This is a genomic window from Arthrobacter sp. Y3224055 (assembly GCF_059090825.1).
In genome coordinates, this window is sequence record NZ_JBNHGB010000005.1 from 194,309 (window position 1) to 208,307 (window position 13,999).

Consider the following 13,999-nt stretch of genomic DNA (forward strand, 5'->3'; position numbering starts at 1 on the left):
CGCTTCCGGCCGGAAATCTTCCGTCGGCACGGCCCTAGACCGTCACCCGCTGCTGGGGCGCCGGCACGCCGGCCAGCACGCGCGACATCACGGCCTCCGGGGTGGCACCGGCAAACTCCGCCTCGGGGTCCATCACGAACCGGTGGTTCCAGACCACGGGAGCCAGTTCCTTGATGTCGTCCGGCAGCACGAAGTTCCGGCCCTGGGAGGCGGCCCAGACCTTGGCCGCCCGGACCATGGCCAGGGCGCCGCGGACGCTCACGCCGAGGCGAGACTCGGCCGCGTTGCGGGTTTCCTCGCACAGGGCGGAGACGTATTCCAGTACCGACAGGTCCACGTGGGTGGTGGCCGCGAGATCAGCCATGTCCCGCACGGCCTGCGGGGTGATGATCGGCGTCAGGGCAGCCGACCGGTCGCGGGTGCCGGCTCCGGCCAGCAGTTCCACCGTGGACGCGCGGTCCGGGTAGCCGATCGACGTCTTGATCAGGAAGCGGTCCAGTTGGGCTTCGGGGAGGCGGTACGTGCCGGCCTGCTCGATCGGGTTCTGCGTGGCGATCACCATGAAGGGTCGCCCGGCGTCATAGGTCACGCCGTCGACCGTTACCCGGCCTTCTTCCATGACTTCCAGCAGCGCCGACTGCGTCTTCGGCGAGGCCCGGTTGATCTCGTCCGCCAGCACCACGGTGGCAAAGATCGGGCCCTTGTGGAACTCGAACTTCTGCGTCTTCTGGTCGTAGATCGTGATGCCGGTGACGTCAGAGGGCAGCAGGTCCGGCGTGAACTGGATGCGCGAGTTCGAGCCCTGCACGGTGGCGGCCAGCGACCGGGCCAGCATCGTCTTGCCGGTTCCCGGGGCGTCCTCCAGCAGCACGTGGCCCTCGGCCAGCATGGCGGTGAGCACCAGCCGCACCACTTGGTTTTTGCCAAGCACGGCTTGGCCGACGTTGGCGGCCAGCTTCCCGAACGTCTCGGCGAACCACTCGGCCTGCTCGGAAGTCATCGTCATGCTGTTCCCGGTCTCTCTTCGTGTTGCTTCGGTGTCAAAACTTCTAGTTGCTTAAGGAGCGTGCGGGCAGGGGCCTTGGGTTCGATTCCCGGCCTGTCCCGAATCAGCCGCATGCGCGCATTCCGCTCGGCGGCCCCGCGCTGGGATAAATGCCACTGAGGTCGGTCGCACCGTCGTAGGTTACGTCTGTGCCCTTAACAAAAAGACCGTCATTGATCGAGCGGCCGCCCCCGGGTGCCTGTTGGTACCAGTAGATACCCGAACTTCGGACTATCCAGCACTTCACCACAAGGTTTGGAGTCGTACCCCAAGCATTGGCCCAGTGGTCGCCATCGCAAGATGCGTCCGCACGGTTGTAGTTGGTGCCATTTCTGGGGTCCATGCAGGTTCGGTAGTTGGTGTCCAATTGAGTACCGGAACCACCCACACGAATCGTCCATTCTTCCTTCGGCTTGGGCTTACTGCCGCTCGTGGCTGAAGCGGCGGCAGTTGGACCGATGTCGCCTTTGGAACTTATTGCCCTGACCTTAATGTCCACTGGAGTGCTGTGACCGACGTTGACTGTCCGGCTGCCGGAAGCGACCGAGACGTTTTCCCAGCCCTTGCTCTCAACGTTGATCTGCAGCCTGGCAACGTCATGATTGGCAGTATTCGGCGGACCCCAGTGCACAGTTACTTGGGGATTGTTTGTCTCCCCGCTCTGCCCAGTGGCCGAAGCGGTTGCCGTGCCGGGAGCTCCATACGGAGTCGCGTTGTTGGACTCGGCGCTCGGCGCGCTCGAGTAGCTCGCGCCGTCGCTGTTGGCCACGGAGGTGATGCGCACGTTGACGGCCTTGCCGTTGGCGAAGCCTCCCACCTTCTGGCCGTTTGCGATGGCCATGGTCCGGCCGTCGCTGAAGGTCGCACGGTAGCTGACTTCGCCGGCCTGGGCGCCGTTGCGCTGCGAGGCGGTCAGTTCGTTGAAGGACACCGTTACCGCGCGTCCGGCACCGCCGGTATCTGCCTCTCTCAGCGAGGCTCCGGTCGGGGCCTCCGGTGCCCCGACCGCCCGCCGCGCATTGGACTGCGGGCTGGCCTCGCCCGACCCGGCCTTGTTCCGGGCCGTGACGGTGTAGGTGTAGGCGGTCTCCGAGTTCGGTGCGGTCACGGTCTGCGAGGTGGCGCTCACCGCCGGGAAGGTCCGGGTCAGCGCGCCGCCCTGGTACTCGCGCACGGTGTAGTCGAGAATCTCGCCGCCGTTGTTGGCAGGCGCGGCCCAGCTCACCTTCAGCTGGCTCTGGTCGCCCACGGACTTCACCCGTTCGGTGGCAGGGGCGGTGGGAGCAGCCGGCGGACCTGCCGGCACCTCTGCGGCGGAGTAGGCGCTGAAATCGCTCGGTTCCGGGGCGCGGTTGTGCGCCTGCACCCGGACCTCGTAGGCCTGGCCGTTCTCCAGCCCCTCCCACCTGTAGCTGGTGCCGGTCAGGCCGTTCTTCTGCAGTTGGCCGCTCGGCGGGGCCGGCGAAATCTCCAGGGTGTAGCTTTCGATGGCCGATCCTTCGTTGGCCGGGGCGGTCCAGCTGACGTCCAGTGACTTGTCGCCGAACTTCAGCTGCGGTGCGGCCGGGGTCGCCGGCCGGACGTCCGGCCGCGCCACCGCCGACTCCGCGGACGGGTCGGACGTGCCCACGCTGTTCTCCGCCGTCACGGTGAAGGTGTACTCGACGTCGTTCTGCAAACCGGTCAGGGTGCAGGTAGTGGTCGCGCACTGCTGACTGAAGCCCGCGCCGACCGCGTTCACGGTATAGCCGCTGATCGGCGCGCCGTTGTCGCCGGGCGCCGTCCAGGACAGCACCACGGTCTGGTTGCGGACCGAGTCCACCAGCGGCGTGCCGGGCGTCTCCGGCCGGCCCTTGACGACGAGCGAGACGTTCGCAGTAGCCTGCCGGCTCCCCTCGCGGGTCTTGTCCTCCACCGTGTATTCGACGGTCATGGTGCCGGAGAAGTCGGCGCCGGGCGTCACGATGATCCGCTCCCCGTCGATCTCCGCGGTGCCCCCGTTGCCGGCCACGGCGCTGACGATCGTCAGCGGGGTTTCCGGGAACGGGTTCACGTCGTTGGCGAGCACGTCCACCGGCAGCGCTTCGCCCTGCACGGCGTCCGGCACCTCGTCGTCGTTGGCAACCGGCAGCGGGCGGGTGGAGGCGGTCGCCCGCACGGCCACCCGGCTGGTCACCTTGTCGGAGCGTCCGTCGGTGACGGAGAAGTTGACCACGCCGGTGGCGCCGGTCTGGAGCGCGGCATCGGCCGCCACACGGAGCACGCTGCCCTCCAGGCTGACGTCGAATCCTTCCGGCGTCCCGCCTTCGACGGCGAACTGCAGCTTCTCCAAGTCCTCGGGGTTCGGGTCGGTGGCCAGCGGGCGCAGGTCGTAGCTGACGGCGTCTTCGCCCTTGGCCACGTCGAGCGTCCCGGTGGTCAGTTCGGGCGGGAAGTTGCGGTCGGCGGCCGGGATCACCTCGGTCATGATGGTGAGCGTGGACTTGAGCCCCTCGGGGTCGTCGGGGCCCGATCCGTCGGTCACCTCGAACGTGATGGAGCCGCGGCCGGCGTAGTCGATGTCCGCCTTGTAGCTGAGAGTGCTCGCGTCGGCCATCCACTGGTTGTCACTGGTGCCGATCGCGCGGATGCTTTCGGCCACCGTGATCCGCGGGGTGCGGCCGGGCCGGACTTCCACCAGTTCCGTCAGGTCCAGCCGCAGTTCGTCGCCGGCCGTCACGTCCAGCGGGGTGTTGTCGCGCAGCACCGGATACTGCTCGCCCAGCGGCGGAACCCAGATGACCGCGGTGGCCTGCAGCCCGTCCACGTCCCGGACGGTGTAGGGAATCAGCTGGACCGCGTCGGTCAGCTCCACGTTGATCTGGCCGTCGGCGACCGCCCGGGCGGTCGGGTAGTCACCATCGACCAGGACGTCCAGCTCCTTGGCCACGCCGTCCGGGTCCTCGTCGTTCTCCAGCACCGGCACGTCGACGGCGGTGCGCCCCTTGATGTCGGCCGATTCCACCCGGTCATCGCGGGCCAGCGGCACCTGCAGCGGGGCGTCCTCGCTCACCTGGACCGTCACGGTCCCGACGGCGGTGCCGCCGCGGCCATCGCCCACGGTGTACCGGGCATTGACCGTGCCTTCCTCGGCCGGGGTGGTCAGATAGACGCGGCCGTCTTCGGCCTTTGCCGCAATCGACTCGGGCGTGCCGACGATTTTGTCGGGGGCCAGCTGGAGCGGGTCGCCGTCCGGGTCCGAATCGTTCTTCAGCACGTCGACCGCCACCGTCCGGCCCGGCCGGATCTCGATCCCGTCGTCGAGGGCCACCGGGTTCTGGTTGCCCTCCGGCGCGGGGGCGATGCCCACCAGGACCGTGGCAGTGTTGACAGCGCCCAGCCGGTCCTTGACCTGGTAGGTGAAGGTGTCGGTTCCCGCGCCCTGCGCCGATGCCGTGTAGTCGATGTAGTTGGGCCCGGCGACCGCCGCGCCCTGGGTGGGGGCCTTGCCGACGCCCGTCAGGTACACCGAGTCGCCGTCGGGATCGATGCCGTTCAGCGGGATGGGAATCCGGACGGTCGACCCCGCGATGGCCCGGGCCTCCTGGTTCTTCGGGGCGGGCTGGGAGTTGGACTCGTCGTCGCGCGGGAGGATGTTGATCCTCAGCTGGGCCGAATCCCGCTGTCCCGTGGGGTCGGTCACCTCGTAGACCGCGTAGACGGTTTTGGCCTGCTGCCCGGCGATAAAGCGCACGGTGTTCTCGGCCGTGAAGATGCGGCCGTCGGCAGGGTCCGGGGTCTCGGCGAGCTCTTCCACCAGCTCCAGCGTTTCGCCGTTCGGATCGGTGTCGTTGGCCAGCACCTCCACGGTCACGACGTCGCCGGCCCGCACGGTGGCGGTGTCGGCCTCGGCCTGCGGCGGCAGCAGCTTGTCCTGGCCGGCCACGGAGATCACGCTGACCTCGCCCGTGGCCGAGGCGAAGCCGTTCGATACGGTGTAGCGGATGGTGGTCTGCTGGTGCAGCCCCTTGACGTCGGAGAGGCGCAGGATGTTGTGGTCCAGCACCTCGACGGCGACCGGCGCACCGTCGGCGTCCACCGAGGTCACGACCAGGACCCCGCCGGCGGGGTCGGTGTCATTGGCCAGCACATCCACCAGCACCTGCCCGTTCTCCGGCAGCAGCGCAACGTCGCGCACGGCCACCGGCGCGCCGCCGCCGTCGTCCTCGGTCGCATCGATACGGATCAGGCCGGTGGTGCTGGAGGGCCCGTTGGTGACGAGGTAGGTGAAGTAGTGGGCGCCGGCGGCATCGGCCGTGAACTTGACCGTCCCGGCGTCGTAGTCGGGCACGATCGAGGTGTTCGCCGCGGAACCGGTCTTGGCCAGCCGGAGTTCCCCGCCGTTGGGGTCCTGGTCGTTTTTCAGCGGCGCGATCTGGATTTCCTGGCCCACGGTCGCGGAAAAGTGGTCGGCGTTGGCCAAGGGCGGCAGCGCGCCGGGCGGGCGGACGTCGAACACCACCACGTCCTCGGTGGTTTCGGAACCATCGGACACCCGCACCGTGACGTCCTTCTTGCCGAACGTCTTCCCGACGTCCTGGAAGGTCAGCAGCCCGTCCGGCCGGGTCCGCACCAGGTCGCCGCCGGCGGTGTTGTCGGCGTCGACCAGGAACAGGTCGTCCCCGTCCGGGTCGATCCAGTCACTGAGGATGTTCTGGCTGATCTCCCGGCCCTGTTCCACCAGGATGGTGGTCTTCCGCTTCGCTTCCGGCGGCAGGTTGCTGCCCTCGGCGCGCACGTCAATCGCTACCCGCGCCGTGTCCGTGCCGCCCCGGCCGTCGTCCACCTCGTAATTGAAGGTGTGCCGGCCGGGCCCCGCGTCGCCGTTGACCACGATCTGCAGTCCGGTGCTGTCGTAAATGCCCTGCACCTCGCCGACGACCGGGCCGTCGCCGATCACGCGGGCGGTGAGCACATCGCCGTCGGGGTCGGAGTCATTGTCCAGGATGGTCAGCGTGGTGGTGCGGCCGGCACGGACGCCGAAGGTGTCGTCCTGGGCGACCGGCGGCTGGTTTTCCTCGGTCCGGTCGGGCAGCGTGTTGACCGGGTTCTCGTCCGCCGAGTCCTCTTCGTCCTCTTCGTTCTCCTGCTCCGGCGGGATCAGGTCGCTCCAGTTGTCCACCAGCTGCATGTTTTCGAGCACCAGCCAGACGTTGCCGGCGTTCACGTCGTTGAGGACCACGATGTCCCGGTTCACCCGGAAGACCAGCGACGCGTTCGCACCGATCCCCAGAATCGGCTGCGCGAGATCATCGTCGTCGTCGCTGCAGTCCCGCAGGTAGTGGTTGACGCCGGCCCAGGCCGCGTGCAGGCATCCGGCGAGCTGGACCGGTGCGGCCGGTGTTCCGGTGCCTTCCAGCGGCACGACGGTTGCGTCGGATCCATTCAGCGGCTGCTTAACCAGAGCCGATTCGGTTGCCACCGCCACGAACGGGCTCTCGTCCCCGCTGAGCTGAAGTGCGCCGCCGCGGGCGTCCGGCACGGTGACCTCGCGGCCGCCGGGGAGAACCAGCAGGCCCGACTCGGCGTCGAAGACCACCGCTTCTTCCCCCACGGCGGCTATCTGCAGATCCCCGGCTGTGGCCAGCGACTCCACCCGGTGCCCGCCGGTGCGTTCGGGCACGCCTTCGTCGTTGACTTCGAAGCGGGCGACCTCGCCGGCAGCCGGATCGGCAACGAAGATGGTGTCCTGCCCCGAGACCGTGGCCACGCTGCCCTTGGCATCGGTGAGCAGCGGCTCGGCCGTTTCCTCATTGAACGACCCCAGCTCGTCGGCCGGGCTGATCCAGACCTGGCCCTTGGCCGTGTCGGTGATGGACAGCAGCGTGTTGCCGAAAGCCACGTCGGCGGTGCCGGGCAACTGCTGTTCGGACCCGCGCTCCATCTGCGCCACGTCCACCGGGCTGAGCATCGACTGGTCTTGGTTTTCCATGAACACCGTGCCGGCGTTCTGCAGGACATCGAAACCGTCGCTGTTGGCCCTGAAACCGCCGTCGAGCACCTGGGACTGATAGTTGAGGTGGCCGACCATCCCTTGGCTGTTGTTGGTGACCCACACCCCGCCGTCATTCAAATCCACGTCGGCGGTGGGGAACCCTTGGTAGTAGATGGCCCCGCCGACCACCAGCGCCGTCGCCACAGAGAAGGTCGTCGTCGATGCGAGCGTCTTGCGCCGCCGCGTCCGCCCGAACATTCTTCCCCGCAATGCCCTGATTCCTTTGTGATCCCGCGCCGATTCCCCGTCGGCGCCCCGGGGAATTCCGGAGGAACACGCCGATAAGGCACCCAAAAACGGCCCTTGGTGCGCCAAGGGCCCTTATCGACTATTGCACGTATAACCACTGAGCGTAAACCCGAAGGCATGGGGACCACTCCCCTGCCGGCCATTCGCCCGGAACGACGACGGCGATGCCCTGCCCGGGCGTCGGCGGCGGTGCTGTGCCCGGGCGTCGAGGGCCTCGTTGCGGTACCGTCCGGTGAGCGTGGACCTAGTCGACAACCAGCCCTTGGCCGGTGCCGTGGGCAACGGTGACCGGGTTGACCTCGCCGAATCCACGGACGGTGCGCACCTTCTGCGGGATCAACACGAATCTCTCATCCCCGGCGAGCGTGGACGCGGTGGACGCATCGACCAGGACGGTGCCGGGCTCCGCGAGCGTGGTCAGGCGGGCGGCGAGATTGACCGTGGGGCCGTAGATGTCGCCGAGCCGGGAAAGGACCCTGCCCCACACCATGGCCACCCGCGCCGAGGGCAGCAGGTCGTCGTCGCCTATGGCCTTCGCCAGGGCCAGCGAAATTTCGGCCCCGGCCTGCGGGGAGGGCGCGATGTAGAGGACTTCGTCGCCGATCGTCTTCACCAGGCGCCCGCCGCCCACGGAGATGATCTCGGCACAACGATTTTCGAAGCGCTGGACCAACTGGGCGAGGGTCTTCTCGTTCATCTGGCGGGACAGGCTCGTGTAGGACACCAGGTCCGCGAAACCCACGGCCCGCAGCAGGGGCAGCGAATCGGCGTCGCCACCTGCCCCGGCTCCGGCTCGGAGGGCGGCCTCGGACCGGACGGTCAGGCGGGCAACCCCGGCGTTGAGCTGTCGCCGATAGGAGTAGAGCAACAGCTTTTCCAGGGAATCGATCAGGTTCGGCAGCTCATGGACCAGCCGCTGGCGGGCCTGGGCATCAGTGAGCCCCCGCTGGTGCACCATCTCCTCCACCAACGCCTCCACCTGCCAGACCACCATGCGGTCCGTCATCTGGCCGACCGACCGGGTGATCGAAATCGCCGCTTCTTCGGTCAGCCGCTCCTCGCGGACCAGGTCGATGATGGTGGTCAAGGCCTCCAGGTCGGCCTGGGTGAAGGCGAGGTCTTCGTCCCCGAGGTTGGCGAACCCCAGGGCACGCCAGATTTTGCGGGCCGACAGCAGCGACACTCCTGCCCCGGCAGCCACTTCACGGCGCTTCATGGTCCGTTCGGAACCCAACAGCCGGATCTCTAGATCCTTGATGGCCTGCCGGTCCACCTTTCCGTTGGACTCGGCGACCGGCGCGGGGGTGGGCAGCGGCACCCGGGGCATGGACAAGGTCAGCGGCTCGGGCTCCCCCGTCGGGTGGCCGCCGGGGGCGTGGTGCCCTTCCGGTGCCGGCTCGGGCTCCAGCACAGGTTCGGGGTCCTCCGGGCGGGTTTCCTCCAGCCCTTCGTCCGGTTCGTCCGCGGGCGGCGGCGGCACTTCGCGGCGCAGCAGATGGGGCAGCTCGGGATCACGCGGAACCGGTGGCCGGCGCGGTTCATCCTGCCCGCTGCTGATGTCCATCCTGTGCTTTCCTCCCTGTCAGCTGTCCCAGCTGTTCCACTCTGTTTCCGTTTCCATGTCTACACCATCAAACATGGCGGTGCGTGGCAGCTCCTCAATGGCCTCCACCACCAACGATCTGAACCGGTGGACCTCCGGTACGTCAACCAGCGTGCTGGTCCGTCCGTGCCCCAGGTCGATCGTGAGATTGCCGCTGCGCAGGGTGCGCTGGATGATGGACTGCTCGCTGCGGACTTCGGCGATGGCCACCAGCAGCAGCTGGCGTTCATGCCGCCGCCCGACGCCCTCGCGGATGAGGAGCCGCCGGCTGGTCAGCACATAGCGCGTGCTCATCCAGCGCAGCAGCGGCAGGAGGAACAGTCGCGACAGCAGCGCCGCCACCATCACGGCCAGTCCGGCGAGCAGCAAGGGGCGCGACTCGACCACCCAGTCCGGCGGGCCGGGACGGCTCAGGTTGCCCAGCAGGTAGGAGCCGACTCCCAGCACCAGCAGCGCTGCCGCCACCGGCCAGGAAAGCTTCCGTGCCTGCGGCCGGGTCACCACGATCACGCGCTCCCCCGGATCCAGTTTCAGCCGCAACGCGGCTCCCGGTTCCCGCAGGGCCTCCGGCGCAACTCAGGGGCCTTCGTGCGGCCGGAGGTGCACCACGTCGCCGGCCGTCACGACGTGCTCTGTGCCTTCCGCGTCGCGGATTTTCACGGCACCGTAAGCGTCCAGGCCGAAGGCCTCGCCGATGATGTGTTTCCCGTCCGGAAGCTCGGCGCGCACCTGCTGTCCCAGGGTGACCATGACGTCGCGCATGCGGCCGATCAGGCTGGATCCGTCGTCCCATTCGGCCGCCGGGTCGCCGCTGACATCACAGAACTGCCGGTAGCGCTGCGAGAAGACCCGCAGATAGGACATCAGCAGGATGTTCCGGTCGGTCGTCCGGCCCTTTTCCAGCGCGACGCTGGTGGCGGTGGGAACCGGCAGCTCATCCCTGGAGAGGGTCACGTTGAGGCCGGTGCCGAGGACGACGGCGGGGGGCGAGCCGTCGGGGTAGCTCACGATTTGGGCCAGGATGCCGGCGATCTTGCGGCCGGAGACCAGGACGTCGTTGGGCCATTTGACCTCGGCCTTCAGCTGCGCGTACTCGCCGAGCGCCTCCGCGAGCGAGGCGGCGGCCAGCAGTGAGAACCAGGCGTAGCTTTGGGTCGGCACGGGCCGGCCGGCGTGATTGAAGGGGCGCAGCAGGATGCTCACGATCACCGACGAGCGGGCCGGAGCGCTCCATTGCCGGTCCAGCCGGCCGCGGCCTGCGGTTTGCATCTCGGCGGCCAGGACGCTCAGGTCCGACCATCCCACCTTGTCCGCGACCGCCTTGGCCGCCAGGTCGCTGTTGGTGGAGCCGGTGGATTCCACCAGTTCGAGCCTCCGGTACGGGCCCAGGGGTGCGCAGAGAGCGTCGCTGAGGCCGTCGAAATCCAGGGCCGGTCGGTCAACGTCGGAAAAACTCGGGCTCATGTGTCCCATCCTACTGACCGCCGACCGCACGGGGGCTGCCGGCAGGCCGCGATCCGCGGGGTTCCCCGGGCAAAAGCACTTGCGGCGAAATTGTAGGGTTCCTACACGTGGCCTGACGCCCATGCTCACTAGACTTGGTTCAGCGGCGCGCCTGCGCCCTGCTGTTTTGTGCGAAACCTACTTAAGCAGCCTGCAGAGCGCCGCATCCGACACCCTCGGCAGAATCCGGAGAATTCATGAGCCTCGACCAAGACCTTGATCTGCAGACCACTGCAGGCAAGATTGCGGACTTCCGCCGCCGCCAGGCGCAGTCCCTGCAGCCTTCCGGCGCCGAGGCGATCGAGAAGCAACATGCCCGCGGCAAGAACACCGCGCGGGAACGGATCGAAATGCTGGTGGACGAAGGATCCTTCGTCGAGTTCGATGCCTTTGCCACGCACCGGTCGACCGCCTTCGGCATGGAGAAAAAGAAGCCGCTCGGCGACGGCGTCGTCTCCGGTTACGGCACCGTCGATGGGCGGCTGGTGGCGCTGTACAGCCAGGACTTCTCCGTCTACGGCGGCTCGCTCTCCCAGGTCAACGGCGAGAAGATCGTGAAGGTGCAGGAATTCGCCCTGCGCAACGGATGCCCCGTCATCGGCATTAACGACGGCGGCGGCGCCCGGATCCAGGAGGGCGTGGCGTCGCTGGCGATGTTCGCCGACATCTTCCGCAACAACGTTGCCGCCTCCGGCGTGGTGCCGCAGATCTCGCTGATCATGGGCCCGTGCGCCGGTGGGGCCGCCTACTCCCCCGCCCTGACGGACTTCGTGGTGATGGTGGACAAGACCAGCCACATGTTCATCACCGGACCGGACGTCATCAAGACGGTCACCGGCGAAGAAGTGGACATGGAAACGCTGGGCGGGGCGCGCCAGCACAACGCCACGACGGGCACCGCCACGTACCTGGCCGCCGATGAATCCGACGCCGTCGAATTCGTCCGTGAGCTGCTCGAGTTCCTTCCCTCGAACAACCTGGCCGAGGCTCCGCCGCTGGACTTCGAGGAGGAACTCGACCTCACCGCCGACGACCTGACCCTGGACGAACTGATTCCGGATTCGGCCAACCAGCCGTACGACATGCGGACGGTGATCGAGCACGTCGTCGACGACGGCAACTTCCTGGAAATGCAGTCGCTGTATGCGCCGAACGTGATCATCGGCTACGGCCGCGTCGAGGGGCACACCGTCGGCGTCGTGGCCAATCAGCCCATGCAGTTCGCAGGCACGCTGGACATCAACGCCTCCGAAAAGGCCGCCCGCTTTGTCCGCCACTGCGACGCCTTCAACATTCCCATCCTCACGCTGGTGGACGTGCCCGGCTTCCTGCCTGGCAAGGACCAGGAGTTTAACGGCATCATCCGCCGCGGGGCCAAACTGCTCTATGCCTACGCCGAGGCCACGGTGCCGAAGCTTACGGTCATCACCCGCAAGGCCTACGGGGGTGCCTACATTGTGATGGGCTCCAAGAAGCTCGGTGCCGACCTGAACCTCGCCTGGCCCACCGCCCAGATCGGCGTGATGGGTGCCCAGGGCGCGGTCAACATCCTCTACCGCCGCGACCTGGCCGCAGTGGCTGCCGAAGGCGGCGACGTCGAGGCCCGCCGGCAGGAGATCATCTCACAGTACGAGGAAGAGCTGCTCAACCCGTACCAGGCTGCCGAACTCGGTTATGTCGACGCCGTGATCGCACCGTCCGACACCCGCCTTCAAGTGGTGCGCGGCCTGCGGGCGCTGCGCGACAAGCGGGCGACCATGCCGCACAAGAAACACGGGAACATTCCGCTATGAGCCGGTGGTCAGACATGAATACAACACAGTCTTCGGGCACCGCCGCGGTGCCGCAGGCCGATGACGCCATGCGGCCGCATCCGCTGCTGACCGTGGCCAAGGGAAATCCCAATGCCGAGGAACTAGCCGCGCTGACCGCCGTCGTCGCCGCCCTGCAGTCATCCGGGGTGTCCGGCTCGCCGCAGAGCAAGCCCCGGCGAAACCGCCGGCCGCTGCTGCGCCCGTTCGTCTCGCACGGCCCCGGCGCTTGGCGGCACACCTTCCGGTAGCCGGCTCCCCAGAGGGCACGCCCTGCGGTAATGCCGCCGCGGCCCGGGGGTCACGGACTCCCGGCCGGCTTGGTACTGCTGCCGCTTCACTGCGGGGACGGGCGCGGTACGGGTTTCCGGGCTCTCAGCGCGGATCCAAGACCGTGCCGAGGAAAAGCGGAAAACCTGTGGGCAGGTGGATGATCTGGTAGAGGAAGGGCCGGTCGAACGAAAGCTCGACGTCGGGCAGCGGTGGCAGCGAACCGGCGATCACGTCGAGCTCCGTCACGGCCGCTGCGACTGTCCCCTTTTCCCCGACGGCGATGTTGGCTTGCTGGGCTGCGCCGGTCACCGAGGCGTCCGGCTGGATGGCCTCCAAATCGGGATCCGGGCCGAAGGTTTCGGCGAGTCCGAGCCCGCGCAGGATGGGCAGCAGGTCCTGCCGGTGCGTGTGGTTCCAGCGGGGCAGCTCGAGAACGACCATGGCCTCGTCGGCACTGTCCATCACCGTCGCCACCTCCACCAGTCCGGCCTCGTCCATGGCCGGTGCACCGTCGTCGGGCAAAACGAGGCGCATCACGAATCCGTCGCTGTACGGCAGGTCGAGGCCTTGCCAGCCGTTCCCGCGGGCGTACCAGGCCTGCACCAGATTGCCCATGATGGGTACCTCGACCGACTCGCCGGATGCCGTGGTGAAACCGCCGTCCTCCGTGGCCGACGGGTCGAACGGTTGTTCCCAGGCGGCCGCGAAGTAGACGGCGTTGAGCAGGGTCAGCGTGTTCCCCGGGTCGAAGGTGCCGGGCGCCTCGGTGATGCGGCCGCCGGTGTGGTGGTCCACCCATGCATCCATGGCCTGTTTGGTCGCTGGATCCGAATAGTCCACCGGGTAAACGCCGGAGCCGTAATGCCGGGCCAGGGTGTGCAGGTAGTCTTCGCCGGTGGGCGTCCCTTCGTCCACGAAGACGCCGTTGGCCAGGTGCAGCAGCGGCCGGGCCGGTGGCTCCTCCTCGTCGACCGAGTTGGGATCGCCGTCGAAGCCTTCCCACTCCGCCGACAGCCCGTTCATGGCGGCTTCGAGATGCTCGTCCGGCAGCCCCACCACGGCATCCATCTCGCGGGCCGTGGTGCTGCCGGCGCCCGCGCGGAGCATGGCGACGGCGTAGAGCAGGCTCACCGGACTGGTGACCTGGTTCTTCTCCGGCGCCGCCGCGAGCATGGCTGCTCCCAGCTTGTAGGCCGAACGCCGCAGCGCTTCGACCTCGGCCGGAAAGTCCCCCGCTGCCACGTCCGCCCGGGCCACTCCGTCCGCGGCCAGCAGTTCCGGAGGCGCCGCGCAGGCGCCGAGCATCATGGCGGGCGCCACCCCCAGTGCCGCCAGCGCCGCCGTCGTCCTCTTGCGCACTTTGCCCTCCTCGCCGTTGACCCCCCAACCTATGGGGCGGCAGGACCTCAGGGCCAGAGGCAGCACACTACGATTCTGTGACGATTGCCGCTGGGCCGGCCGCCCGGTGCCGGACGGCGGAC

Annotated in this window: 8 protein-coding genes; 2 read left to right on the top strand and 6 right to left on the bottom strand. The window is 68.0% G+C overall.

Annotated elements, in window-relative coordinates:
- Positions 1-34 precede the first annotated feature (34 nt).
- The 5 genes from AC5RTY_RS13345 to AC5RTY_RS13365 all read right to left on the bottom strand — a co-directional run bounded on the left by AC5RTY_RS13345 (position 35) and on the right by AC5RTY_RS13365 (position 10,395).
- Entirely contained in the window at positions 35-1,006 is a 972-nt protein-coding gene (locus AC5RTY_RS13345) for an AAA family ATPase (RefSeq protein ID WP_493977626.1), read from the bottom strand.
- A gap of 103 nt (positions 1,007-1,109) precedes the next feature.
- A complete protein-coding gene (locus AC5RTY_RS13350; protein ID WP_494139659.1) occupies positions 1,110-7,277 on the bottom strand; it encodes an Ig-like domain-containing protein in 6,168 nt (2,055 codons plus the stop codon).
- Between the two features lie 295 nt (positions 7,278-7,572).
- Positions 7,573-8,655, bottom strand: a complete 1,083-nt coding sequence (locus AC5RTY_RS13355) for an adenylate/guanylate cyclase domain-containing protein (protein ID WP_494002542.1) — start codon at positions 8,653-8,655, stop codon at positions 7,573-7,575.
- 255 nt (positions 8,656-8,910) lie between these two features.
- Positions 8,911-9,471: a PH domain-containing protein gene (locus AC5RTY_RS13360; protein WP_494073650.1), complete on the bottom strand. Its 561-nt coding sequence runs from the start codon at positions 9,469-9,471 to the stop codon at positions 8,911-8,913.
- A gap of 36 nt (positions 9,472-9,507) precedes the next feature.
- A complete protein-coding gene (locus tag AC5RTY_RS13365; protein ID WP_494014271.1) occupies positions 9,508-10,395 on the bottom strand; it encodes a biotin--[acetyl-CoA-carboxylase] ligase in 888 nt (295 codons plus the stop codon).
- Positions 10,396-10,631: 236 nt separating this feature from the next.
- Here AC5RTY_RS13365 and AC5RTY_RS13370 point away from each other — a divergent pair, with 236 nt between their 5' ends.
- Together AC5RTY_RS13370 and AC5RTY_RS13375 are read left to right on the top strand one after the other, a co-directional pair.
- Positions 10,632-12,227 carry an acyl-CoA carboxylase subunit beta gene (locus AC5RTY_RS13370; RefSeq protein ID WP_494002528.1) on the top strand — a complete coding sequence of 532 codons (1,596 nt, stop codon included), beginning with the start codon at positions 10,632-10,634 and terminating at the stop codon, positions 12,225-12,227.
- A gap of 14 nt (positions 12,228-12,241) precedes the next feature.
- Positions 12,242-12,496: an acyl-CoA carboxylase epsilon subunit gene (locus tag AC5RTY_RS13375; RefSeq protein ID WP_494002529.1), complete on the top strand. Its 255-nt coding sequence runs from the start codon at positions 12,242-12,244 to the stop codon at positions 12,494-12,496.
- A gap of 124 nt (positions 12,497-12,620) precedes the next feature.
- Here AC5RTY_RS13375 and AC5RTY_RS13380 read toward each other — a convergent pair whose 3' ends face one another.
- Positions 12,621-13,877 (bottom strand): serpin family protein, encoded by a 1,257-nt coding sequence (locus AC5RTY_RS13380; RefSeq protein WP_494073649.1) that lies wholly within the window; start codon positions 13,875-13,877, stop codon positions 12,621-12,623.
- Positions 13,878-13,999: the final 122 nt, after the last annotated feature.

What these genes read in the sequence shown, in the direction of transcription:
- AC5RTY_RS13345 (WP_493977626.1), bottom strand. Translation starts at nt 1,006, where the DNA reads ATGACGATGACTTCCGAGCAGGCCGAGTGGTTCGCCGAGACGTTCGGG.
- AC5RTY_RS13365 (WP_494014271.1), bottom strand. Translation starts at nt 10,395, where the DNA reads ATGAGCCCGAGTTTTTCCGACGTTGACCGACCGGCCCTGGATTTCGAC.
- AC5RTY_RS13375 (WP_494002529.1), top strand. Translation starts at nt 12,242, where the DNA reads ATGAATACAACACAGTCTTCGGGCACCGCCGCGGTGCCGCAGGCCGAT.
- AC5RTY_RS13350 (WP_494139659.1), bottom strand. Translation starts at nt 7,277, where the DNA reads ATGTTCGGGCGGACGCGGCGGCGCAAGACGCTCGCATCGACGACGACC.
- AC5RTY_RS13355 (WP_494002542.1), bottom strand. Translation starts at nt 8,655, where the DNA reads ATGCCCCGGGTGCCGCTGCCCACCCCCGCGCCGGTCGCCGAGTCCAAC.
- AC5RTY_RS13370 (WP_494002528.1), top strand. Translation starts at nt 10,632, where the DNA reads ATGAGCCTCGACCAAGACCTTGATCTGCAGACCACTGCAGGCAAGATT.